General features: G+C 44.7%; 20 protein-coding genes and 1 riboswitch. Of the genes, 10 read left to right on the top strand and 10 right to left on the bottom strand.

From position 1 onward, the window contains the following. Positions 1-151: 151 nt before the first annotated feature. Positions 152-319, top strand: coding sequence for a hypothetical protein (locus GZN30_RS21260; RefSeq protein ID WP_123782914.1), 168 nt, complete (start codon positions 152-154; stop codon positions 317-319). Between the two features lie 60 nt (positions 320-379). Here the strand turns inward: GZN30_RS21260 and bioD are convergent, their stop codons facing one another. The 4 genes from bioD to bioB are packed head-to-tail and all read right to left on the bottom strand — an operon-like array spanning position 380 to position 4053. Then, entirely contained in the window at positions 380-1060 is a 681-nt protein-coding gene (bioD, locus tag GZN30_RS03815; RefSeq protein WP_075652201.1) for a dethiobiotin synthase, read from the bottom strand. Beyond that, positions 1057-1869, bottom strand: coding sequence for a malonyl-ACP O-methyltransferase BioC (gene bioC / locus GZN30_RS03810; RefSeq protein ID WP_075652202.1), 813 nt, complete (start codon positions 1867-1869; stop codon positions 1057-1059). The genes bioD and bioC overlap by 4 nt, the downstream gene beginning before the upstream one ends. A 5-nt stretch (positions 1870-1874) precedes the next feature. Then, a complete protein-coding gene (bioF, locus tag GZN30_RS03805; protein ID WP_408646772.1) occupies positions 1875-3029 on the bottom strand; it encodes an 8-amino-7-oxononanoate synthase in 1155 nt (384 codons plus the stop codon). Continuing rightward, the gene (gene bioB / locus GZN30_RS03800; RefSeq protein WP_075652204.1) at positions 3001-4053 is read right to left on the bottom strand and encodes a biotin synthase BioB; all 1053 of its coding nucleotides are present in this window, start codon (positions 4051-4053) and stop codon (positions 3001-3003) included. The genes bioF and bioB overlap by 29 nt, the downstream gene beginning before the upstream one ends. A gap of 225 nt (positions 4054-4278) precedes the next feature. Here bioB and bioA point away from each other — a divergent pair, with 225 nt between their 5' ends. Further along, positions 4279-5556, top strand: coding sequence for an adenosylmethionine--8-amino-7-oxononanoate transaminase (gene bioA, locus GZN30_RS03795; protein WP_075652205.1), 1278 nt, complete (start codon positions 4279-4281; stop codon positions 5554-5556). Between the two features lie 65 nt (positions 5557-5621). On the opposite strand, the gene GZN30_RS03790 is transcribed toward bioA, so the two are convergent. Both GZN30_RS03790 and GZN30_RS03785 read right to left on the bottom strand, forming a co-directional pair. Next, complete coding sequence (locus GZN30_RS03790) at positions 5622-6317, bottom strand: DUF2057 family protein (protein WP_232060451.1); 696 nt, start codon at positions 6315-6317, stop codon at positions 5622-5624. A gap of 84 nt (positions 6318-6401) precedes the next feature. Continuing rightward, the gene (locus GZN30_RS03785) at positions 6402-7430 is read right to left on the bottom strand and encodes a porin (RefSeq protein ID WP_075652206.1); all 1029 of its coding nucleotides are present in this window, start codon (positions 7428-7430) and stop codon (positions 6402-6404) included. Positions 7431-7941: 511 nt separating this feature from the next. Here GZN30_RS03785 and dinG point away from each other — a divergent pair. From dinG to GZN30_RS03745, 8 genes are all read left to right on the top strand, one after another. After that, on the top strand, positions 7942-10014 hold the full coding sequence (gene dinG / locus GZN30_RS03780) for an ATP-dependent DNA helicase DinG (RefSeq protein ID WP_075652207.1): 2073 nt from the start codon (positions 7942-7944) through the stop codon (positions 10012-10014). A gap of 50 nt (positions 10015-10064) precedes the next feature. Continuing rightward, positions 10065-10844, top strand: coding sequence for a TSUP family transporter (locus tag GZN30_RS03775; protein ID WP_075652208.1), 780 nt, complete (start codon positions 10065-10067; stop codon positions 10842-10844). Further along, positions 10841-11389 carry a primosomal replication protein gene (locus GZN30_RS03770; RefSeq protein WP_075652209.1) on the top strand — a complete coding sequence of 183 codons (549 nt, stop codon included), beginning with the start codon at positions 10841-10843 and terminating at the stop codon, positions 11387-11389. The genes GZN30_RS03775 and GZN30_RS03770 overlap by 4 nt, the downstream gene beginning before the upstream one ends. Position 11390: 1 nt before the next feature. Then, positions 11391-11567, top strand: a complete 177-nt coding sequence (rsmS, locus tag GZN30_RS03765) for a pleiotropic regulatory protein RsmS (protein WP_075652210.1) — start codon at positions 11391-11393, stop codon at positions 11565-11567. 86 nt (positions 11568-11653) lie between these two features. Beyond that, on the top strand, positions 11654-12463 hold the full coding sequence (gene xthA, locus GZN30_RS03760) for an exodeoxyribonuclease III (protein ID WP_161987027.1): 810 nt from the start codon (positions 11654-11656) through the stop codon (positions 12461-12463). A 172-nt stretch (positions 12464-12635) separates the two neighbouring features. Continuing rightward, a complete protein-coding gene (locus GZN30_RS03755) occupies positions 12636-14318 on the top strand; it encodes a type I secretion system permease/ATPase (RefSeq protein ID WP_075650032.1) in 1683 nt (560 codons plus the stop codon). Beyond that, entirely contained in the window at positions 14311-15660 is a 1350-nt protein-coding gene (locus GZN30_RS03750) for an HlyD family type I secretion periplasmic adaptor subunit (RefSeq protein ID WP_075650000.1), read from the top strand. The genes GZN30_RS03755 and GZN30_RS03750 overlap by 8 nt, the downstream gene beginning before the upstream one ends. Positions 15661-15719: 59 nt before the next feature. After that, a riboswitch (cyclic di-GMP riboswitch) is annotated at positions 15720-15799 on the top strand. Between the two features lie 32 nt (positions 15800-15831). Beyond that, a complete protein-coding gene (locus tag GZN30_RS03745) occupies positions 15832-18666 on the top strand; it encodes a hypothetical protein (protein ID WP_075650001.1) in 2835 nt (944 codons plus the stop codon). Between the two features lie 71 nt (positions 18667-18737). Here GZN30_RS03745 and fabV read toward each other — a convergent pair whose 3' ends face one another. From fabV to GZN30_RS03725, 4 genes are all read right to left on the bottom strand, one after another. Then, a complete protein-coding gene (gene fabV, locus GZN30_RS03740) occupies positions 18738-19940 on the bottom strand; it encodes an enoyl-ACP reductase FabV (protein WP_075650002.1) in 1203 nt (400 codons plus the stop codon). A 194-nt stretch (positions 19941-20134) separates the two neighbouring features. Then, the gene (locus GZN30_RS03735; protein ID WP_075650003.1) at positions 20135-22420 is read right to left on the bottom strand and encodes an acyl-CoA dehydrogenase; all 2286 of its coding nucleotides are present in this window, start codon (positions 22418-22420) and stop codon (positions 20135-20137) included. A gap of 72 nt (positions 22421-22492) precedes the next feature. Continuing rightward, on the bottom strand, positions 22493-23119 hold the full coding sequence (locus GZN30_RS03730) for a TetR/AcrR family transcriptional regulator (protein ID WP_075650004.1): 627 nt from the start codon (positions 23117-23119) through the stop codon (positions 22493-22495). 353 nt (positions 23120-23472) lie between these two features. Continuing rightward, positions 23473-23892, bottom strand: a complete 420-nt coding sequence (locus GZN30_RS03725; protein WP_075650005.1) for a GtrA family protein — start codon at positions 23890-23892, stop codon at positions 23473-23475. Between the last annotated feature and the right edge of the window lie 5 nt (positions 23893-23897).

Raw genomic sequence — 23897 nt, 5'->3', positions numbered from 1 at the left:
GTTTTCAACCTGACTAGGATTTGCGCCTAGTCTACCAAACTCTAACCGGCTAAATAGTGCTAAGGCGTTAGACTTTGGTCGAATTGAGACGATGCAAAAAAATGCTAGATTTAGTGTCAGGAACGAAACAACGTCTAAATAGGAAGAGCTCATGGTTGAAACAAACAACTACCAAATGGCAATTGATTTGTTGTGTTGTCATCTCGGTATTTCGGAAGAAGAAGCCAAGCAGCAGTTAGGGATCTCGTCAGAGCACGCTATGCAACAAAGAGTCGCTGAAACTCAATCTGCCTTAATGGGTTTAAATAGTGACAAATAGTCTGAATTGAAACTGAAAGAGCTGCCAACTGGCAGCTCTTTTTCTTGGTTCGAAAAGCGATTAGCCCACTAACGGGGTGACATCGATGTACTTCGCCAGCTCTTTGCGCTTCACGCTCGGAACATAAGGAATTTCACCAATCTTAGGGGCATCGATCTTCTGCTCTAACATCTCAATAATTTCAGCGTAGTGCTCGGTGCCTGGGTTAATGCGATTGGCAACCCAACCCGCGACTTTTAATCCGTCAGCTTTGATCGCATCAAGAGTCAGTAACGCATGGCTCAAACAGCCTAGCTTAATCCCAACCACCAAAACTACAGGCAAATCTTCACGCTGCACCCAGCTTGATAGACAATCGGTATCTGAAACAGGCACACGCCAACCACCCGCACCTTCAACGAGTACGATGTCTGAGTTCTGTTTGTGCTGCGCCAATTTGTCACTTAACACATCATAATCAATAACTACATCTTCACGCTTTGCTGCGATGTGCGGTGAAGCTGGCAGTTCAAGCGCATACGGATTAACGTCATCGTATGCCACTTCTACCGTCGCTGCTGCTTGTAGATAAAGCGCGTCAGAGTTACGCATACCTTGCTCTGTTTTTTCACTGCCAGCGGCAACCGGTTTATAGCCAATGGTGTTTAAGCCTCGCTCTTTTAAAGCGTTCAAAATAGCTTTAGAAGCGACTGTTTTGCCTACATCGGTATCCGTACCAGCAATAAAAAATGCGTCGATCATAGATTAATTTTCCCCAAACAAACCTGGTAAGTTGCGGGAACAAGCCCCTGATGGTTATGTTGAAAATTTTGGTACTCACGTTCTAAACGTTTTAGCGACTGGCGACTCGTCAACCCATGAGAGCGACCTTGAACATGGTTCGCGCCAATGCCTTTCAAATCACGCATTAACGAGAATGCGGATGAATACCAAGCGATTATGGTGGGCAAGTCTAAGTGATGGTTTTTACACTGGGCTTGCGCTAACGCAATTTTTACCTGATTGGCAGTTATAAAATCGTTGACGTGTTGATATGAGTCAACTTTTGCCCAAGCCTGCTTGAGCTCATTTAGTGAACCGTCCAGTAATGTCGAGAAGACAATGCTCCCCCCTCGCCGAGTAACACGGCGCATTTCTGCCAACGGCACCGACAAATCGTCACACCACTGCAGCGCTAAACTTGAGAAAACATAATCAAACTGATGAGCAGCAAACGGCAGTGATTCTGCATCACCTTGTTGGTACTGCATTCCTTGATGACCACAACGTGCTTGCGCTTGTTGTAACATTTCACTCGACAGGTCGCAGCAAACAACCTGCGCGCCTCTTGCTAATAGCTGCTGACTAAAGAACCCCGTTCCGCAACCAAGATCCAATACCTGTTTACCGCGAAGATCTTGGGGTAATAAATCAAGCAAACGAGAACCGACTTCACGCTGAAACGCAGCATGCTTATCATAGCTTCCCGCTGCTTTACCAAACGCATCGGCGATCGCTTGTTTATTAGCAAAGTCCATCTGTTGCGAATTCACAAATAACGCATTATTCATCAGAGTTAACCCTCTATTAATGCTTTTAACTCATCAGCTAAATGAGTGATTTGGTTTACTGAGTGATTCGCCGTTAAAGTGATCCTCAGCCTCGCTTTACCTTTCGCTACCGTTGGGGGACGGATCGCGGTTAGCCACTGACCTCGTGATTTGAGTTGCTGCGACAACAACACGGCTTTATCTGATTGACCCACAATAAACGGTTTTATCGGTGTTTCGGTGTATTGATAACCGGTGACATCTTGCAGTGCCTTATCATAGTGATAATAAAGCTCGCTCAACTTATCTCGACGCCATTGCTGCATGGTGATCATATCAACCGCATGAGACAAAGCATGAGCCTGAGAAGGCGGCATCGCTGTCGAATAGACGTGGTGGCGAGCAAACTGAGTTAAATAATCGCCTATCGCTTGGTCGCACATAATTGCCGCTCCAGATAAACCAAACGCTTTGCCAAAGGTAACTACTAACAGTTGCGGTTTAATCCCTGCAGCATCGCAGCTGCCCCGACCTTGATGTCCCAAAACACCAATACCGTGCGCATCATCGACAGCAAGCCAAGCTTTGCCTTCAATCGCTTGATCAATCTGGGCGAGCGGCGCGGTATCGCCATCCATGCTGAACACCCCTTCAGTGACCACTAAGGTGTTCGATTGCAGCAGCTTAGTTAGGCTACTCACATCATTATGCTGAAACCGTTTCATTGTCGCAGGTGACAACATACCCGCTTCCATCAACGACGCATGATTAAGTTTGTCTTGCAGCAGTAAATCGCCCTTTTCGAGCAAACTAAATAGCATTGCTTGATTGGCAGAAAACCCTGAACTAAACAGGATTGCCCGCGAATACCCCAGCCATTGGCAGAGTTTTTCTTCCAATAATTGGTGCGCATGGCTAAACCCCGTTACCAACGGTGAAGCTCCGCTACCATTGCCGTAGCGATCAATGCCTTGCTGCCAAGCCTTTGCCAACTCTTTATCCCCAGCTAAACCAAGATAGTCATTGCTGGAAAAGTTGCTATATTCGGCATGTTGATAGGACAACACTGGATGATTGCCCAACGCCACTGGCGCAATTTGGCGATTTAAGCCTTGTTGCTTACGCAACGCTAGGCTGTCAGCAATGCGCTGATTAAACGCCTGCGTCATAAAATAGGTCATCTTTCGCTGGACGGGCGGCAACTCGCTCAACCACGCGATCAAGCAGTTCGTTTTCCTCAATCTCATCCGGTCGTTGCGAGACCTGTTGACTATTGATGCCCAACTTTGCGAATAGCTGCATGTCTTTATCTTCCGATGGATTCGGCGTGGTCAACAATTTACAGCCATAAAAGACAGAGTTGGCACCCGCCATAAAGCACAAGGTTTGCATCTGCTCATTCATATTTTCGCGACCCGCAGATAAACGAACCGCCGACATTGGCATCATGATACGTGCGATAGCGATCAAACGAATAAAATCAAATGGGTCTACATCATCCACATTCTCTAGTGGCGTGCCTTTGACTTTCACCAACATGTTAATTGGCACACTTTCTGGGTGTGTCGGCAAGTTTGCCAACTCACAAAGTAAACCGGCGCGATCGCTGGCGCTCTCACCCATGCCGATAATGCCGCCAGAGCAAATTTTCATGCCCGCATCACGCACATGAGACAAGGTATCCAAACGATCTTGGTAAGTACGAGTGGTAATAATATTGCCGTAGAACTCTGGCGAGGTATCAAGGTTGTGGTTGTAGTAGTCAAGACCAGCGTCTGCCAGTTGCTGCGCTTGTTCTGGGGTAAGCATGCCGAGCGTCATACAGGTTTCCAGCCCCATATCTTTCACGCCTTTTATCATTTGCGTTAGATGTGGCATGTCACGCTGTTTTGGGTTCTTCCACGCAGCGCCCATACAAAAACGCGTTGAACCGGCATTTTTCGCCTTGGTTGCGGCATCCAGCACACGCTCCACTTCCATCAAACGCTCTTTCTCTACGTCCGTCGTATAGCGCGCGCTTTGTGGACAATATTTACAATCTTCTGGGCATGCGCCAGTTTTGATTGAGAGCAAAGTGCTTACCTGTACATGGTTGTGCTGCTGATATTTTCGATGCACTAACTGCGCTTCAAAAAGCAAATCCATGAACGGCTTTTGCATCAGTTGTTTGACTTCATCATGAGTCCAGTTATGACGAACTTCCACATCTCTTCCTTATTATGTTCTTCGCTAGGTCTGCCCAAAAAAGTGTGCACTCCAATCAAGCGGGTCAATTAAGCGCAAGACCTTCGCAAATCGATTTTATATCCACGACCAATCAATCATCGGGATGGTTTTATGGTTGACAGTCTATCGCCACAGAGTAAGCTGTCAACAACAAAACAAAACTCAAGTTTACAATTGGTTAATTTTTAATCTTTGCGAGTAATCATGGATCTAGATTTTGATCGCCAGCATATTTGGCATCCTTACACTTCAACACTTAATCCCCTGCCTTGTTATCCAGTAGCCAAAGCAAGCGGTGTAAATATTTATCTTGAGAGCGGTGAAGAACTCGTCGATGGCATGTCATCTTGGTGGTCGGCAATTCATGGCTATAACCATCCCTACTTAAACCAAGCCGCCCATCAACAAATTGATACGGTGTCACATGTGATGTTTGGTGGGCTTACCCATGCACCCGCAATCAATTTATGTAAAAAATTGATTAATATGACGTGTGATTCACTACAGCACGTATTTCTAGCGGATTCTGGTTCTGTGGCGGTAGAAGTGAGCCTGAAAATGGCATTGCAGTATTGGCATGCGAAAGGAGAAAAGCGGGCTAAATTTCTGACTCTGCGAGATGGTTATCATGGCGACACGTTCGCTGCCATGTCGGTCACTGATCCTGATAATTCGATGCACTCGCTTTATAAAGGTTTTTTGCCTGAGCATATCTTCGCTAACTCGCCGAAAACCGGTTTTTGGCAAGTGTGGGATCCCAGCGATCTGGATGATTTCAAACAGAAGTTAACGGATCATCACCAAGAGATCGCCGCCGTGATCTTGGAACCCATTGTGCAAGGCGCCGGTGGGATGCGTATTTATCATCCTGAGTTTCTTAAAGAGGTACGTGAGCTATGCGATCAATTTGAGGTGCTGTTGATCTTAGATGAAATCGCGACTGGCTTTGGGCGTACAGGCAAATTGTTCGCCTATGAACATGCCGATATCGAGCCGGATATTCTCTGCGTGGGTAAGGCGCTCACCAGTGGCTATATGACCTTATCGGCAACCTTGGCTACCAGTAACGTTGCCAATACGGTTTGTGGGGGTGAAGCAGGATGCTTTATGCATGGTCCGACTTTTATGGGTAACCCTCTTGCCTGCGCGGTTGCCACTGCCAGCATGGAACTGCTCGAGCGCAACGAGTGGCAAGCGCAAACCCAAATGATTGAGCAACAATTTGCTCGCTTACTACCACAAATCCAAGAACATTCATTGGTGGCGGATGTGCGCTGGTTAGGCGGCATTGGCGTGGTCGAGACGCACAAAGCGGTCAATATGAAACAAATCCAAGCGAACTTTGTCGAGCAAGGGGTATGGATTCGCCCGTTTGGTAAACTTATCTATATGATGCCGCCGTACATCAGCCAAGCTCAGCATATTGAAAAGCTGGTCGCCGCCATAGAGAGCGCGCTCAATAAACCTGAGTGCTTTCAATAAATACTAAAACAATAGAATGCAAAAAGGGTTGGCACTATGCCAACCCTTTTCAGATCATTCGATGATTACTCTTGGTCAATCATCCAACGACGGAATTCTTTACGCTCTTCTGTGCTTGCTTTCAAGTACCAAGCTTTAAGCTGTTCAACGTTCTTCACTGCTGCTTTTGGCGCTTGAGACGTTGCTTTTGCTGCATTGTTTGCAGTGCTATTCGCTGTTGCTACTGCCGATGTAGTAACAACGGCTACTGGAGCCAACTCAGCGGCAACAGGCGCATCAACCAATTCACCATTGTTAAAGTAGATACCGCGCTGTTTGTTGTGCTCAGCGACTAGGTTTTCCATGCCTGCGTATGGCATAAAGCCACCTTTGCCTTTTAGCACCGCTTGCTCAAACTGAACTTCTTTGCCATCAACCAACACTTTCCAGCCTGGGTTGGCTTTTTCAAACTCTTTGTCTGCTTCGATCTCGCTATATACTTTTGGAGCGAAGATTTCGATCTCACTACCTTTAGCATCAAAATTTAAAAAGAACGGCTTAGAGGTGTAAACTTTAGCACTATTACCCACCCCCAACTTGTCATCAAAACGAACTAAAGCTTGCACAAAGCCTTCTTCGATTTGGTTCTCACCAATTCTTTGCTCCGCCTTTTCGCCATTAATGTAGAGAATTGAAACTCCATCTTGCGCAGAAAGAACCGCAGCTTGCAACGGAAAAGCCAACACACCCGCCATCACGGCAAATAAACTTTTAATTTTCAAAGGAGTTCCCCTTAAACAGCAATATAATATAAGAAAGTAAAAAGCCACCCGAAGGTGGCTTTAGTATATCTGATTAAGCAATCATTAGAATGATGCTTTAACACCGATAGCTAGTGCGTCTTCGCTATCTTTCTTGCCATCAACGTCTTGACCAGCGTATTCGATGTATGCAGTAGTGTTTGGTGCTAGGTTGTAACCTGCGTTCACGAACCAGTTAGTAGAATCTAGCTTGTCGTTATCGTGGTCAGATGTAGAAACTGCAGTAGCAAACGTCCACTTACCTAGGTAGTAATCAGCACCTAGAGTAATAACATTAGTGTCTTGGTTAGCTTCGCCAGCAGCTTCGTCGATATCCGCAACGTAGTAACCTAGACCTAGACGAATGCTTTCGATACCACGGTAATTAGCTTCGAAACCATAAGCTGTTTCATCATTACCTTTTGAATTGTCTTCAAAGTTCAGGTTAGCGATGAATACAGACATATCTAGATCTGCTACACGGTAACCAAAGCGACCATCGTAGTAGTTGAAATCACTGCCGCTTACTTTTTCTAGAACTGGGTTACCGTTACCGTCGTCAACGATTTCACCAGTGTATAGGTCACTGTGACCTAGTTTGTCTTGGATAAAGCCAAGAGTAGTGTAGAACGTGCCGTTGTCGTAGTCGTAACGGATTGCTTCGTCAGCACACGTTACGTCATCAGAACCAGCTTCGTAAAGTTTATTTACGTCAAATTGGTAATCGCTAGTGATGCCACCTAGGTCATCGACAGCAGTACATAGACGACCGAACTTGATAGAACCGTAAGTTTTTGAGTATAGAGCAACATATACGTCGCCGCTGCGAGTTACTTCTGCGTTGTTGCTTTCTGAACCGTCGAATGCCCAGTAGCCACCAAATTGTAGGTCATCGTTAAGTGCGTAACGAACATCAAAACCGAAGTCAGCGTCTTCGATTTGTTGTTTCATTGAGCTTTCTGTAAAAGAGTTTTGGTAAGTAACTTCGATATCACCGTGAATGTCTACAGTCACGCCGTCTTGGTTGTATAGTTCGATTGCTTGAGCAGATGTTGCTGCTGCAAGAATTGAAAGAGCTACTAGAGTCTTTTTCATAGTTAATCCACTGCCTTTTCTTAGATTAGGGAATTCCTTGTCCGGTTCCCTTTTATTTTTTTGGAGGTGTTTCAAACTAAACCGCTTGACACCGCCGCTTTCAAATTTCGATGCTAGATTGCAGAAGATTGTTCGGACTGTCAAATCTTATAAAAACAACTCCTAAAAAAACATCAAAACGATAAAAAACAACAACTTATATGTAAAACAGGTAATTTTGCGACCAACTTCTAACCTAGATAATAGCTTCATCAATAGTTGATATGCGCCGCACTATCAGCATAAAACACTGCAAATTTACACAGGATTTACAACTAGCAGAATTTAATATCAACAAAGCCTATTTGTTGTGGTTTTATATTTTTCGAGTTTAGAAAAAAATATAACTATTTGAAGGTTCAGTTTTTTTTGTGAAGCGGATCTAGATTTATTCAAAAAGCATTCAGAATCGTGAACTACATAACAGTTAGAGAAGTGTGCTAATATCGCTTATCGTTAGAAAGGCGCCGTTATGACCAACACAAAAATCCACCAATCAATTCGTACCAGCTACCAAAACCTGCAAGCACAACTAGAAAACTTCGTTCCTCGTCGTGCACAAAACTATTTAGTAGCAGAAATCACTAAAACCCTCTGTGGTGAGTACCATAAAAAAAATCGTATGATTGTGGCGGAAGCCGGAACAGGGATTGGTAAGTCACTCTCTTATCTTATGGCGGCGATACCGGTGGCGTTTTTAAGCCAACGCAAAGTGGTGATCTCTACCGCGACGGTTGCGCTACAAGAACAATTAATCAATAAAGATTTACCTTTATTTAGACGCATCACCGACCTAAATTTCTCTTTTTTGTTGGCTAAGGGGCGTCAACGCTATTGTTGTGCAGAAAAACTCGCCAACGCTTGCGGTGCTGACGGTCAGCAAATGGCGATGTTTGAAACCAAGCCAAAGCGCAAAGATATCGAACTGCTTGAAACCATGTACCGTTCACTTGCGCAAGGTAAATGGGATGGTGATCGAGACTCATGGCCAAAATCAATTGACGAGCATATTTGGCAGTTAATCGTAAGTGACAAACACAGCTGTAACAACAGTATGCCCTCTCACCGCGGTTGCCCGTTTCAAAAAGCACGCAGTGAACTCGATAAAGCCGATGTGATTATCGCCAACCACAGCTTAGTTATGGCAGATGCGGATCTGGGCGGTGGCGTGATTCTACCAGAGCCGGAAGAAACCATTTATGTCTTCGATGAAGCGCATCACCTCCCGCATGTGGCACGCGACCACTCAGCAGCCGCAGCCAGCCTAAAGGGTGCCGCTACTTGGTTAGAGAGGCTCAATCAGTCAGTCACCAAATTTGCAGGTCTCGCCGATGAGAAACGTGTTGCGCGTTTTCGTAACGAACTGCAAGATGCCGTGCAGCAATTAATCCCTTCACTAACTCAGCTGGCAGGACGCTTTGACCCCGCGCATTTTAGTGAAAATATCTATCGCTTTGAGCATGGTGATCTACCTGAATGGCTAGCAGCGGAATCGAAAGATCTGAAACAACTGTCGCAAAAAGGCGCGCAAGCGACAGCCAAGATCGCTGATCTGATTGCCGAAAGAGTAAAAGACGGTGAAGTTGCGGCGCGTTTAGCCGAACCTGCGTTAGCTGAATTGGGCTTCTATATCCAACGTATGGATAACTTGGCGCAAGTCTGGCAACTGATGGCGGAGCCACCGCGTGATAAAGGGGCACCGCTCGCTCGCTGGTTAGAGATAAGCCCTGAACGTGAAGGCGACTTTATTGTTAACGTTTCCCCTCTCGAAGTCGGTTGGCAGCTTGACCAACAAATTTGGAGTCGCTGCTTAGGTGCGGTGTTGGTATCAGCAACGATGCGCGCACTCAATTCATTTAACTTTTTCTGCCGCCAAGCGGGAATCAGTGACAAAGCAGAAGATGGCACCAGATTCTTAGCGCTCGCATCACCGTTTGACTACCAAAACCAAGCTGAGCTGCGTGTACCCAAGATGAAATATGAGCCGCAAGCAAAGGAGTTTACGGAATATCTTATTGAAATTCTGCCTAATCAAATTAAAGACAAGCAAGCCAATTTAGTTTTATTCTCTTCCTATTGGCAGATGAATCAAGTGGCGGAAGCACTTGAAAAAGATTTCATCAAAAAAGGTTGGGCACTGCAGATCCAAGGTAAAGAGTCGCGCAATGAAATTCTAAATAAACATAAAACACTGGTGCAATGCGGTAAAACCAGCGTACTTTTTGGTACAGGAAGCTTTTCAGAAGGATTAGATTTACCCGGCGAACTGCTTGAAAATCTAATTATCACTAAGATTCCGTTTGGCGTACCTACCTCTCCAGTAGAACAGGCACATGCTGAATATATTGAGCACAAAGGCGGCAACCCGTTTATGCAGATCACGGTTCCAGAGGCAAGTAAAAAACTGATCCAGTCGGTTGGACGCTTACTGCGTAAAGAGCGAGATTCTGGTACAGTCATCATCTTAGATAGACGCCTGGTAACCAAACGTTATGGCAGTGCATTACTGGATTCACTACCGCCTTTCAAACGCATTATCGAATAACTAACGACCTCGCTGTCTATATTGAGCAGCCAGAATAAGAAGAATCATCAATGGAAATGTTTGAACCAACAGTGTTGTTGGTACTCGCGCTGGTCGCTTTTATTGCTGGGTTTATTGATGCTGTCGCCGGTGGCGGCGGCATGCTCACTGTCCCTGCCCTATTATCACTAGGCTTGCCACCTCATATTGCCTTAGGAACCAATAAACTTGCGGCTACCTTTGCATCATCAACTGCGGCTTTCACTTACTATCGCAAGCGGCTCTTTCATCCGCAATTTTGGAAAAGGGCTTTTATCTCAACGTTAATTGGCGCAACTCTTGGGACCTTGTTCGTTGATTGGATTAGCACAGAGTGGCTAGAAAAAGCGTTACCACTAATCATCTTAGCGGCTGCGATTTACTCTATCTGGCATAAAACCCCAAAAAATAGCAGCAACGAACTGCCACCAGCTTGCGCAGTGTTCAATAAAAAGCAGTACCTGCAAGGCAGTATTCTCGGTTTCTATGATGGTGTTGCAGGACCTGGCACCGGCGCTTTTTGGACAGTCAGCACCATGGCGCTCTATCGCTTAAATATCCTCATGGCTTCGGGCGTTGCCAAGGCGATGAACTTCACCAGTAATTTTACCTCATTGATAACCTTTGCCATCTTGGGACATATCGATTGGGTGCTAGGCTTAACTATGGGTGTTTGCTTAATGGCTGGCGCATTTGTTGGCGCCCATTCTGCAATCCGATTTGGCGCGAACTTTATTCGCCCTATCTTCGTTACTGTAGTTAGTGTCTTAGCGATTAAATTAGCCTATGACGCTTGGTTTATTGCAATATGAGTCAATTGAAACAACTTAACAGCACTTTAGAACAGCTTGCACGACAAGCGGCTGATCTCGATCGCTCACGCGGAGAGCATCATCAAGCGCTATTTGACGAGCGCCTGTTTCACGGTAGTGCGCGGTTACTGGTCCCTTGTGTAAAAGAAGCGCAAGCAACTTTGGATACCTTAATACGTGAGCAAGACAACGGAAAGTTAACCGCATTACGCGCTGAGTACCTCTCAGAAAGATTACTGGCACAGATCACTGCCCTCCAGCGCGAGCTTGCTACCCAAGCCATCCGCAAAAAAGAGCCCAAGCACCACAGCCACTTCCAAAAACCGATTAATGTGTTGTACCAAGAACTTGCACAGCACCAAGATTGGGAACGCCGCTTAATGGAAATGGTGCGCGACAAACAATTCGCGCTAAACAGCGCTCCTCCTTTTGCTCAACAGCAAGCGCAACAAGCGTTGCTTGCGACAGAGCAAAGACTCGAGCGTTGCCGTGCAGCAAAAGTAAAATTAGAGAAACAGATCACTTATCGAGAGAGAAACCAATAACATGACTTCACCAGCCGCTAGCCTTGACAGCGCACCAGATGAGATCAAGCTTGCTGTCGATCTCATTTATTTACTAGAAAGTAATCAAGTCGATCCACAAGTCGCACTCGATGCGATTAAGATCGTCAAAAGTGATCTTGAAGCTAAGTTGGCGCAGCAAGCTAAATCAGCCGAATAAGTCAGCAAAGCAAGTCAGCCAAACAAGTCAGCAAAGTAATCGAATCCAAACCTAGTTGGGAAAAACCTAGCCAAAAAGGACGCATAATGAAAGTCGTATCGTTTAACATTAACGGTTTAAGAGCTCGCCTCCATCAACTCCAAGCCCTAATCGACAAACATCAACCGGATGTGATTGGTCTGCAAGAAATCAAAGTTCATGATGAAGCTTTCCCTGTCGCTGATGTCGAAGCGATGGGTTATAAAGTTTATTTCCATGGTCAAAAAGCTCACTACGGTGTTGCCATGCTGTGTAAAAAGGAACCGATTTCAATTCAAAAAGGTTTCCCAACTGACAATGACGAACATCAAAAACGCATGATCATGGCAACTTTTGAAGCAGACAATGGCGAAAAAGTTACGGTTCTCAATGGTTATTTCCCGCAAGGCGATAATATTAGCCATGAAACGAAATTTCCTTATAAGCGTGCTTTCTACCAAGATCTAATGGGTTACCTAACTGAATACCATAGTAATGATGAAAATATTATTGTTATGGGTGATATAAATATAAGCCCAACCGATCTCGATATTGGCATTGGTGAAGTAAACCGCAAACGCTGGTTAAAAACAGGCAAATGTTCATTTCAGCCAGAAGAGCGAGAATGGCTGCAAACTTTACTCGATTGGGGCTTTGTAGATACCTTCCGCAGCATTCATCCAGATCTAGGTGAAAAATACTCGTGGTTTGATTATCGCTCTCGCGGATTTGACGATAACCGCGGACTTCGCATTGATGTTATTCTTGCTACAACAAAATTAGCAAATAACTGTATTGAGTCAGACATTGACTATGAATTGCGTGGTATTGATAAACCATCCGATCATGCACCAATCTGGTCAACCTTTAACTTATAATTTTATTTACGGGTTTCTTACATATAAGAAACCCTTTGCAAACCACTGTTTTAAAAGTTTTTATAAGTCAACAACCTCCTAAACTCACTTTATCTTTTTTTCTACCCCATAGTACATCTATATATTTGAGTGTTAGCATTGCGTCAATTTTATAATGTGTGCAAATACCAGTATGAATATAAGTACAAATGAATGGAAAACTCTAACTCCATTTAATTCGAAAGTAGTAACTTATCATCTGCTCATTGGTCTAGTACTAAATATTTTAGTACTGGTCATTCCTATCTATAGTTTACAAGTATTCGATAGAATATTAACCAGTCGTAGTATTGATACTTTAATCGCTTTAAGTTCAATTGCACTTTTTTTATTATCTACACAAGTTATTCTGGACATATTAAAAAGTCGCTACGCTTTTAAAAAATCCGTTCAAATAGATGCCATTTTTTCTAGTTACTTATACAAATCTCTGCCTATTTCTACTGGCAATAATTTACCTAGTCAAAATGATGTAAGAGAAATTAAGTCTTTTGTCGTATCGCCATCATTTTCAAGTGCATTCGATATTGTTTGGACACCAATATTTATCTTGGTTATGTTTGCTCTTCATCCAGTGATCGGCGCACTCTGCCTAGGCGCGATCATTTTAGTCGGTGGTTTTTCGCTCTATTCATTCAAAAGCAAACAAAAGCAACATCAACAACTTCAAGCGAGTCTCATCGCCTGCCGCAAAGCAAATGATGAATCACAAACACAACAAGAAAGTTATCGAAGTCAACACCTGATTAGTGGGTTAACACAGCAGTATCAACATATCACCGCAGAAAGGATCTGGCATGAACAGCAACTGGGGTTGAATTCCGCTACCTTAACCTCTTATGCAAAGTTTATCCGCTTTACTTTACAGATGGCGATCATGGCAGTCAGTGCCTTATTGGTCGTCAATAATGAAATGTCAGCGGGTGGGATTATTGCAGCATCAATCTTGATGTCACGCGCTCTGCAACCCTATGAGCAACTTACGTCGACTTTACAAGGATGGCGAACTGCCTATGACGCAGATCGTCGTTTACAACGCCACTTTGCAGCTCAAACGCCTGACCAAGATCTAGGAACCGAGTTTGACCAAATCGATGGTAGATTACATATCGATAACCTTACCTGGTATACACCTAACTCCACCGTCCCATTACTAAAAAACTTACGCCTGAAACTAGAAGCCGGCAATCATCTACTTGTTATGGGGGCAACAGGTAATGGCAAAACCGCTTTGTGTAAGCTTGTTGCCGGGATTTATGCCCCTACATCGGGGTCAATAAAGATTGATGGTGCGAGCATCACCCAATGGATGCCAGAACAACTCCAACATACCATCGGTTACCTACCGCAAAAAGTTGAGTTCGCCACAGGTTCAATTAAACAAAACATTGCTCATTTTGATCCGCATATGTCTGATCAGCAAGTGATTAGCGCCGCACGGAAAATAGGTATACACGAAGCAATTATCAGTTTAGCTGATGGCTACAACACCATCATTTGCGCCAATACGAATCACATCGCAATGGGACTGCACCATGGTATTGGCTTAGCTAGGGCGATCTATTACCAACCTAAAGTGTTAATTCTCGACGAGCCGACGGCTCACCTTGATGCGGAAAAAATGCACTGCTTTAAACGGTTATTAGAGCATCTCAAACAGCAGCAAGTCTCTGTGATTATGGCTTCCCACCAAAAAGAGCTTATCAATCATGTTGATTGGGTCGTTGAACTCAACAATGGGCAAATAACCTCTGCACAAAAAGCAGAAAAAATCACTCGAGTTCAGAATGTGCAAAAGGTGGTCGCCAATGCCTAACCTAAACTTTCATCAAATCCAACACAACCAAATCTCTTATCAAGACGGTCGAGAGCTAAATTTTCAAGCATCGAGAGGTGTGAAGCTAACCTTATTAGTGGTGCTATTGATGTTAGTCGGTTTTGTCGCTTGGGCTTCAATGGCGAAATTGTCTAGCGCCGCGATAGCGCGAGGGATGGTGATCGTCGAGTCCAAGAAAAAGCCGGTTCAACACCTTGAAGGCGGGATAGTAAAAGCGATTCACGTCACTGATGGTCAAAATGTCGAACAAGGTGAGCTTCTTATCACGCTCGATTCGACCAAAGCACAAGCACGCTATCAAGGCTTAAAATCTCAGTGGCAGAGCGATCTCGCGCGCCTAAACCGTTTACAAACCGAACTTAACGAACAAGAGAGCATTGCATTTGATCCTCGCCTCCTCGAACTAGAACAGGATACTCACGTCCATTCTATCCTTGCCACCCAAACCAAACTGTTTAGTAAGCGCCGAGCACTGCAAGCGGGCGAAAAGAAACTGCTCAAAGAAAAAGTCGCGCAAGCCCGAAATGATCTGCAAGGGTTACGACAACAATATCAAGCGGATAAACAAAACCTCGCTTATCTCAACCAGCAAGTCGATATGCATGAAAAGTTGCTTATCACGGGCAACACTTCGCGATCCAAACTACTGGATTTGAAGCGAGAACATTCCAATTTAAACAGTGATTTAGCCGAACTGATTACTAAGATCAATCGTGCGATTCGCGCGATAACTGAAGCAGAGTTGCAAGATCAAAATGCTGAATATCACTATGCCAAACAACTTGGTGAAGAAATTCAGCAACTAGAAAAGATGATCAATGAAACCAGCGAAGCCATGTTTGAAGCGCAGCAAATCCTAGATCGTGTTGAAATTCGTTCACCTCAAACTGGAGTCGTGGTGGGCATGTCCATATTTTCGCCGCAATCTATTATTGCTCCGGGCGAAACCGTCATGGAAATCGTACCTCAACAAGACAACCTCATAATCGAAGCGATGCTCAAACCTGAAGATATCGATAGCGTTTATGAAGGGCTGGATACTCAAGTTCGGCTCACTGCCTATAACTTTCGCCGCACACCACCTATTCGTGGGCAACTGATCCATATCTCAGCCGACACGATTGTTGACCAAGCGAATGGCGAAGCCGCCTATCTAGCAAAAATCAAACTTGAACAAGCCGATTTACAACAACTGGACAGCGTTAGCCTCTACCCCGGCATGCCAGCGGAAGTCATGATTCTACTCAGTGAGCAGACGCCACTTGATTACATTCTAAGCCCACTTTCCGTGAGTGCTTATCGAGCGATGAGAGAAATTTAAGGGCGATAGATGAATCCCCTGCCCTTATTCAATGCCAAAGGGATTCAAACACAATAACAATTGAGTAAAGCCAAACTTACTGTGAAGTAAGGACGGAAAGCTTCAGGTCTCACAGGAATGAGATAGCTGAGCCGCCTCACATTAATCATCAGATTGATAGAGGAAACATTCATGACGAGTAATCAATCCACAACTCGAAACGAAGCATTAACAGCCACGATTGCCGCTGAACTTTCAGGAACCCGCGATGCCACCCCTGTTTTTACCGCTGGTGACGACGAAATACACGGTTCAAGTGCCACCGATCTGATTAATGGTGGACCAGGTAATGACACAATAATCGCGGGCGATGAGATTGATTTCATCAACGCAGGAAGTGGCGATGATTTGGTCTTAGCTGGGGAAGGGAATGACGTTGTCATCGGCGATAACTTTGCTACTGGTTTTAGTGTTGACCCGACAACAGGCGAAGTTACGCTAGATTTCAGTGATTCGGTTGTTAACGATTTGAGTAAAGCTCAGGTCTTTAATCCTGATGGTACAGAAGCGGTGTTGTATCGCAAGAACTCTGCCTATGGCGTTAAAGGGAACTCCGAATCAGGTGACAACGGACAAATTGGCTATAGCTTTGTAGAAAATGATCCTGCTGGTGACCGTGCAGGTGCATCCGAAGTTTTATCGATTAGCGTTGATGAACATAGTTATGCAGCTCAAGTAACGATTGACCGTTTATATGCCAATGAAGGTCGCATCGAGGACGCCGGTAAAACGCAAATAAATGAAGTCGGAGTCTGGACTCTATTACGTGATGGCGTGGTAGTTCAACATGGTTACTTCAGCGCTCATAGTTTTGATCAAGCAACACTAGACGCTTACGGTTTAGATCCCGCAACTGACAATCTTAAAGTGTTAGAAGGTGGAAATGGCTACTCCAACGGAACCTTCACCATCGACCCAACAGAAACTGGATTTGTTGCTTTTGATGAAATCCAATTTTCAGCAGCGATCGGGCATTACTCCAATAGCCGTGGTGGTCTAGATTCGAGTGACTTCTTAGTTAAAGAGGTAAAAACGCTCGAACTTGGTTCCGATTCCACAGTGAGCAACAAAGACTTTCTATTGGGTGAAAACGGCGATGATGTACTTCTAGGCGTTGATGACAACGATTTTCTCTTCGGTGACAATCAATACGATTTTAATATCGCCACTGAAGTTGACCTTGCGTCTGCTCGAGTGTTTAATCCCAACGACCCAAGCGCGACTTTAAGCCGCAAAAATGACACGGTTGGTGTTTCGGGTAATGAAGAAACTGGATCATCAGAGCAATTAGGCTTCAGTTTTGACTCTGCAACAGAAGAAGGTCAATCTGAATCAATCACTTACTCATTTGGTGAGCCGCAAGGTGCTGCTAGATTAACCGTTGATCGTCTGTATTCCAACGAAGCAAGCAATGGTGCCAACGAAGTCGGAAAATGGACCGTCTATAGCGATGGTGTTCAAGTTGCATCCGGCTACTTTACCAGTACCGATATTGATCCAAATACCCTCTCAGAACATGGTCTATCACTCGCTGATAACATCAAAGTTCTGCAAGGCACTGACAACAAGAGCGGTCACTTTGACATCACTTTACAAGACACGCATGGTCTAAGCTTTGATACACTCGAATTGTCTGCAGCTGAAGGGGTATATAACTTTGACAGCAGTGGCGCTCTTGATTCAAGTGATTACTTCATTAAAGAGATCAAAACGATCGATTTCGACTCTACTCTAGCGACTCAAGAAGGCGATGATTGGCTAGATGGCGGAAAAGGTGATGATTTTCTTATTGGCGGTTACGGCAAAGATGTGGTGATTGGGGGCTCTGGCGATGATGTATTGTATGGGGATTACGCTCCAGCAACAGCACTGACTCAAGGCAAAGCAGAAGCGCTAGATGAAAGTGTCGCAATGAACCCAGACGGCTCTTTGGGCAAACTCGTCACCTCTGGCGGTAGCTACGGTATCCTTGGTAACGACGAGAGCGGTGTGTCAAAACAAATCGGATACAGTTTTGAAGATAACGGCGCTGTGGGTGATGTCCAAGGCTTATCGGAGACTCTATGTGTATTTGTCGATCAGCATACTGTTGCTGCTGACATTTCAGTCGATCGCCTATTTAAAGATGAAGCATTCGACGGCACAAACGAAGTGGGTTTCTGGAAAGTTTTGGATCAAGGTGTCGAAGTTGCTCGTGGTTACTTTACTGTTGGCGAATTCGATGCCAATACCTTAGCTACGTTTGGCATTAATCCCGAAGTCGACAACGTTAAAATTCTCGAAAATGGTAACGGCGTATCAAATGGCAGCTTGTCGATCTCTCCGGCAGACATCGGCACTGCAACATTTGATGAAATTCAACTCTCAGCCGCTCCTGGCGTGTTCGATATTACAGCGTCTACTGCTAGCGCAGACTCAAGCGATTTCTTAGTCGAGTCTGTCGTCACTTATCAAAATGACGACCTACTGGTCGGTGGTTTAGGCGATGATATTCTCGATGGCGGATGGGGTCTGGACGTTGTCAGCGGTGGTGAAGGTAATGACACCATTTACGATAACGGTAACGACTTTATTGACGGTGGCGAAGGCTTCGATGTGGTGATCACGGCTAACTCACCACATGCCGTAGAGTTAGAGTTAACCAGTGACTCTAAAATCCAAAATGTTGAAGCTCTAGTTGGCTCGCATCAAGTGGATAGCCTGCTATTAGATATCGATTCGGTGGCAGAAAATACCGATGAACTGTTTGTAGCCGATATTGAAGCGCTTGAGTACAGCTCAGCCAACTTCTCATTTAGCGGCTCTGAAGTGGTTGATGTCGCAACGGCTGACTTCAATGACACCGTAATGAGTTACTTAACTGACACCAGTACTGACCAAGTGCATAAGTACAGCTTCGATAACGAAGATGGTAGCTCGGTTAGTGTTTACTCTAACGTCGCATTTGATAATGTCGACCTAGTGTAATCAACCTGTCTCACTAAACAAAAACGGAGCTAAAATGCTCCGTTTTTTTAACTGACTAAGTAATTGTTTACTTAGATGTTGATAAAGCCAGCATCAACGGCAGGGTTTACTTCTGCTTCGTAATCTACGCCTTCAACGCCGAAACCAAACAGTTTCAAGAACTCTTCCTTATACTCAACGTAGTCAGTTAGCTCTTTTAGGTTCTCCGTTGTGATTTGTGGCCAAAGCTCACGACAGTGCTGCTGAATATCTTCACGCAGTTCCCAGTCATCTAGACGTAGACGATTTTGCTCGTCAACTTCCGCTGCGCTACCGTCTTCTTTGTATAGACGTTGGCTAAACATGCGGAAGATCTGCTCCATACAACCTTCGTGTACGCCTTCTTCACGCATCTTCTTAAATACCATCGCAATGTACAACGGCATAACTGGAATCGCTGAACTTGCTTGCGTTACTACTGATTTAAGTACTGCTACGTTCGCACTACCGCCTTTTTCAGCGAGTTTAGTGTTAAGCGCAGATGCAGCACGATCTAGGTCCATCTTAGCTTTACCTAGTGCGCCATCCCAGTAGATTGGCCAAGTTAACTCGGTACCAATGTAGCTGTACGCAACTGTCTTACAACCATCAGCTAGCACACCCGCATCAGCAAGTGCGTTAACCCAAAGTTCCCAGTCTTCACCGCCCATAACAGTCACTGTGTCTTTGATTTCTTGCTCAGTTGCAGGTTCAACACTTGCTTCAATGATCACATCTTTGTTGGTATCTACCGCTGTTGATGTGTAAGTCTGACCGATTGGTTTTAGCGCAGAACGAATAAGCTCACCCGATTCAGGCATTTTACGTACTGGAGAAGCCAGCGAGTAAACCACCATATCGATTTGACCAAGATCTTGCTTGATTAGATCAATCGCTTTTTGTTTTGCTTCATTAGAGAAAGCATCGCCATTTAGGCTTTTCGCATACAGACCTGCTTCGCCAGCTAGCTTGTCGAAAGCCGCAGCATTGTAGAAACCTGCAGTTCCCGGCTTCTTCTCAGTCCCTTCTTTTTCGAAGAAAACACCGATAGTTGATGCACCGCCGCCAAAAGCAGCCGCGATACGAGAAGATAGACCGTAGCCACTTGAAGAACCAATAACAAGTACACGCTTAGGTGCGTTTTTGATTGGACCTTGTGCTTTGGTGTAAGCAATTTGTTCTTTTACGTTAGCTTCACAACCCACTGGGTGTGTTGTGGTACAGATAAATCCACGAATTCTAGGTTTGATGATCATATTCAACTTCCTTTAAAAAACTTGGCTAGGATAAAAGGTTCAAAGCTAAATCTCACCAAATTTCTTGCAAAATCGCCGCTAAATGTAAGTGGTTGGAGCTGTTTCAAGCAAAAAGCTGGCATTGAGAAGAATATTACAATGTAAAAAGGCACCGCTTTCGGTGCCTTGGGTAAGACTATTTCATTCTAAGCTGATTACGCCACGCTATTGAGCTTTGGCTTGCGCTCATCGCTATGAGTTCGCACTTCAGAAAAGTCGTGGCTAAAGTGGTCAACTTGAATCGCTTTGTAACGTAGCTTCTCTGCCGCCAATACTTGTTCGATTTCTTGCTCGGTCAACACACCAGCATCTTTCGCTTGGGTAAGTCTATCACTCAGTAAGCCTTTACGCGCCACTTTGCCCTCTTTCGCTGCTGTAATGAGTTTGCGCTCAATCGACTTAACGCCATACATCGCTAAAAATGCATTCTCCATCAAACCAACGTTGTCATCTTCTTGCTTGCCGATATAGCACAGATGAGTTAAACGATCGCGATGTGCACCAGGCGTCATTAAGCTTTCCGCTAGCTTAACCGTTAGCTCATCACTCGGTTTCTCAAAATGGTTCCCCACTGGGAAGAGCAGTACTTTCAACAAACGACCTACTGACTTTTGTGGATAGTTACTAAACGCTTCCTGTAAAGACTTGGCTGCATGGTATAAACAGTGCTGCACCGCATAATGCACGTAATTAAGATCTTCTTGCTGGCGTCCATCATCTTCGTACTTTTTCAGTGCGGCTGAACCCATGTATAGGTAAGCCAACGCATCACCTAAACGCGCCGAGATCATCTCTTTACGTTTTAGTTCACCACCAAGCGTTAACATAGCAAAGTCAGCGCTCACCGCTAACGCACGGCTCATACGAGTTAAGTCTTTATAATATGGCTGAGTCGGACCGCTAATATTGGCTTTAATAAAGCTCGAACCAGTTAGCGCCGCACCAAAGGCACCAAAGGTATTTTTAGTGGCATGACCAATATGCTTAAACAGGAGTTTATCGAACTGTTTTGCTGCTTCTTCTTGATCCGGATTAGCCGCCGCTTCCATCTCTTGCAAAACGTATGGGTGGCATCGGGTCGCACCTTGACCAAAGATCATCAAGTTACGTGTCAGGATATTCGCCCCTTCAACCGTTATTGCAACTGGAATCCCCAAATAATGCTTAGCCAGATAGTTCATTGGGCCATCTTGGATTGCACGACCCGCGTGAATATCCATCGAGTCATTCAAGATGGTACGAGCCATCTCCGTCATATGATATTTGGCAATCGCCGTAACAATGCCTGGCTTTTCTTTCATATCCAGTGACGTTGTGGTTAGTGTGCGCGTCGCTTCAAGCAGATAAGTCAAACCACCAATGCGACCTAGCGCCTCCGCAACCCCTTCAAACTTACCAATCGACATACCAAACTGCTTACGTACATAAGCATAAGCACCAGTTGTACGGGACGTTAGATGACCGATAGCGGTCCCCAAAGCAGGCAAAGAGATACCGCGCCCTGCTGAGAGACATTCCACCAGCATACGCCAACCTTTACCGGCATATTCTTGTCCGCCAATTAGCCAATCAAGCGGAATAAATACGTCTTTACCACGCGTTGGACCATTCATGAAGGCTGAGCCAAGCGGATCGTGACGCTCACCAATCTCAACCCCTTGGTGATCCGCGGGGATCAGCGCACAGCTAATACCAATATCAACTTTATCGCCTAACAAACCATCAGGATCTTTCATTTTAAATGCTAGACCAAGCACTGTTGCCACAGGTGCCAGCGTGATGTAACGCTTATTCCATGACACACGAATACCCAGCACTTGATCACCTTGATGCTCGCCCATGCAGACAATACCTTCATCAGGAATACCACCAGCATCGGAGCCCGCTTCAGGACCAGTTAACGCGAAACATGGAATGTCAGTACCGTTTGCCAAGCGCGGTAACCAATAATCTTTCTGCTCTTGAGTACCGTAGTGAGACAGCAGTTCCCCAGGACCTAGGGAGTTAGGTACCATCACCGTTACCGCCGCGCTGATACTGCGCGTGGCAATGCGTGAAACGATGGTCGAGTTTGCTAGCGCAGAAAATTCTAAACCACCATAATGCTTGGAAATGATCAGTGAAAAGAAACGCTCTTTACGTAGGTACTGCCACACCTCTTCCGGTAGATCGCGATCATCCTTATTGATCTTTTGATCGTCTAACATCGCCAGCAAGGTTTCTAGCTGATTGTCCATAAAAGACTGTTCTTCAGCGGTTAGCGCAGGTTTAGGGTATTGATGTAAAGTTGTAAAGTTAGGGCTACCCGAGAAGAGCTCCCCATCCCACCAGACACTTCCCGCCTCCATTGCTTCTCTTTCTGTATCCGATAATGGTGGTAATACCTTTTTAAACATTTTGAAAGCAGGATCACTGACCCATTTTTTTCGTAGAGAGCTCATAACCAGTTCCTTTTGTTCACGGTTTCTATATTGGATCCAATCGTCGTTGGAAAATTGTAGTTATATTTTTGGTTACTCTGCTGACACCCCAGCAGCAAGATATGGAATCAGTTGGTCTAATACACATTGTGCGTCGATTTTTCGACCATAGTCATTAAAGGCAATCTCAGACAACGCTTGGCTCGAAGCCATAGTGAAAACACAAGTACCTAACGTAAAGTGCAATCGCCAAAACACCTCCTCTCGGCTGAGCTTCGGATTGGCTTTCATTACTGAATCAACAAACAGAACTAACGTTTCTTGATATCGCGTGGTGATAAACCAGCGAAGATGCCCCTGCACGTCGGTATAACCACGGCCAAGTAGCAACATAAAACGGCTGGTACCATTAGGACGCACATGATTCAGCGACATAAATGGGTCTCGCACCGCCTCAAATACCTGTTTCATCGTGTAGTCATTATTGAGATTAAGCGTGATCAATGCATCCGACACTGCTGGCATAAACGCTTCTAAGTAACGATCCAAAACCGCACGTACTAAGGTTTTTTTGTCACCAAAGTGATAATTCACCGACGCAAGATTCACTCCGGCTTTACTGGTTATGGTTCGCAAAGAAGTATCGTTAAAGCCATGCTCAGCAAACAAAGCTTCCGCAACATCTAGAATCTTCTCTTTGGTCTTATGCCTTGCACTCATTTCAATCACCTGTATTAAACGCTTGTTTGAAAATATACATACTTCAAACACCATTAACAACTGAGCAACATCACAGTTTCATATTTGAGTTATCAACTAAGACAATTAGCTAGATTTAGATCATTGAAAAATAAGAGAATTAAAAAAATTAATTTTTTTTGGGAACTGAATGGGAAATGGCTAGTCCTAATAAGTGTAGATAGCAGAGTATTGAACGTTTACTGGCCGTCAACTTTTCTGAATTGAATCTGTTATTTACACTGCTTTTTCCAAATTAACTCCTACCAAATTAGTTTGTATCAGCCCAGCGCAATTTGCCCTGGGCATTTTTTTATCTGCAATATCCATGTTGATTAACGTGAGCAAAACACCCAACGGCTACTCAAAATAAAGTTGCTGACCATACCGAATAAAACTCCGCATATAAGCGCCACATAAGGCATTAATCCATTGCTGCCAAATAGCAGCAAAATTGATTTGAAAACAATCAAATTGGGTATTGCAGAGAGAGTCGCGCTACTCATAAACTTCCCCCATTGCGTAGCCAATCCTCGCCAATAATGGTCGCTGTTTTGTGTATGAGAGGAAAACGTAAACACTCGGTTGCCTAACCAAGTGACGCTAGCAGCACCGAAAAATGCAATCAGTCGCGCTTGAAAAAGGGGCAATAAAAGCAGTTTAAAACACGAGATAAAAATTAAGGTGTCGGCAATAAAGCCAACACCTCCGACTAAAGCGAACTTAAACCACTTATTAGAGACAAAATTTCGCATGTCAC

Origin of the sequence: Vibrio ponticus, assembly GCF_009938225.1 — a bacterium.
Lineage (GTDB): Bacteria > Pseudomonadota > Gammaproteobacteria > Enterobacterales > Vibrionaceae > Vibrio > Vibrio ponticus.
The sequence above is the reverse complement of the archived record's forward strand: the minus strand, read 5'-3'. Positions and strand labels throughout refer to the sequence as shown.

What these genes read in the sequence shown, in the direction of transcription:
- GZN30_RS03750 (WP_075650000.1), top strand. Translation starts at nt 14,311, where the DNA reads ATGCCTAACCTAAACTTTCATCAAATCCAACACAACCAAATCTCTTAT.
- bioF (WP_408646772.1), bottom strand. Translation starts at nt 3,029, where the DNA reads ATGACCTATTTTATGACGCAGGCGTTTAATCAGCGCATTGCTGACAGC.
- bioD (WP_075652201.1), bottom strand. Translation starts at nt 1,060, where the DNA reads ATGATCGACGCATTTTTTATTGCTGGTACGGATACCGATGTAGGCAAA.
- bioC (WP_075652202.1), bottom strand. Translation starts at nt 1,869, where the DNA reads ATGAATAATGCGTTATTTGTGAATTCGCAACAGATGGACTTTGCTAAT.
- GZN30_RS03755 (WP_075650032.1), top strand. Translation starts at nt 12,636, where the DNA reads ATGAATATAAGTACAAATGAATGGAAAACTCTAACTCCATTTAATTCG.
- GZN30_RS03770 (WP_075652209.1), top strand. Translation starts at nt 10,841, where the DNA reads ATGAGTCAATTGAAACAACTTAACAGCACTTTAGAACAGCTTGCACGA.
- dinG (WP_075652207.1), top strand. Translation starts at nt 7,942, where the DNA reads ATGACCAACACAAAAATCCACCAATCAATTCGTACCAGCTACCAAAAC.
- GZN30_RS03730 (WP_075650004.1), bottom strand. Translation starts at nt 23,119, where the DNA reads ATGAGTGCAAGGCATAAGACCAAAGAGAAGATTCTAGATGTTGCGGAA.
- GZN30_RS03785 (WP_075652206.1), bottom strand. Translation starts at nt 7,430, where the DNA reads ATGAAAAAGACTCTAGTAGCTCTTTCAATTCTTGCAGCAGCAACATCT.
- GZN30_RS03725 (WP_075650005.1), bottom strand. Translation starts at nt 23,892, where the DNA reads ATGCGAAATTTTGTCTCTAATAAGTGGTTTAAGTTCGCTTTAGTCGGA.
- fabV (WP_075650002.1), bottom strand. Translation starts at nt 19,940, where the DNA reads ATGATCATCAAACCTAGAATTCGTGGATTTATCTGTACCACAACACAC.
- GZN30_RS21260 (WP_123782914.1), top strand. Translation starts at nt 152, where the DNA reads ATGGTTGAAACAAACAACTACCAAATGGCAATTGATTTGTTGTGTTGT.
- GZN30_RS03775 (WP_075652208.1), top strand. Translation starts at nt 10,065, where the DNA reads ATGGAAATGTTTGAACCAACAGTGTTGTTGGTACTCGCGCTGGTCGCT.
- GZN30_RS03745 (WP_075650001.1), top strand. Translation starts at nt 15,832, where the DNA reads ATGACGAGTAATCAATCCACAACTCGAAACGAAGCATTAACAGCCACG.
- rsmS (WP_075652210.1), top strand. Translation starts at nt 11,391, where the DNA reads ATGACTTCACCAGCCGCTAGCCTTGACAGCGCACCAGATGAGATCAAG.
- bioA (WP_075652205.1), top strand. Translation starts at nt 4,279, where the DNA reads ATGGATCTAGATTTTGATCGCCAGCATATTTGGCATCCTTACACTTCA.
- xthA (WP_161987027.1), top strand. Translation starts at nt 11,654, where the DNA reads ATGAAAGTCGTATCGTTTAACATTAACGGTTTAAGAGCTCGCCTCCAT.
- GZN30_RS03735 (WP_075650003.1), bottom strand. Translation starts at nt 22,420, where the DNA reads ATGAGCTCTCTACGAAAAAAATGGGTCAGTGATCCTGCTTTCAAAATG.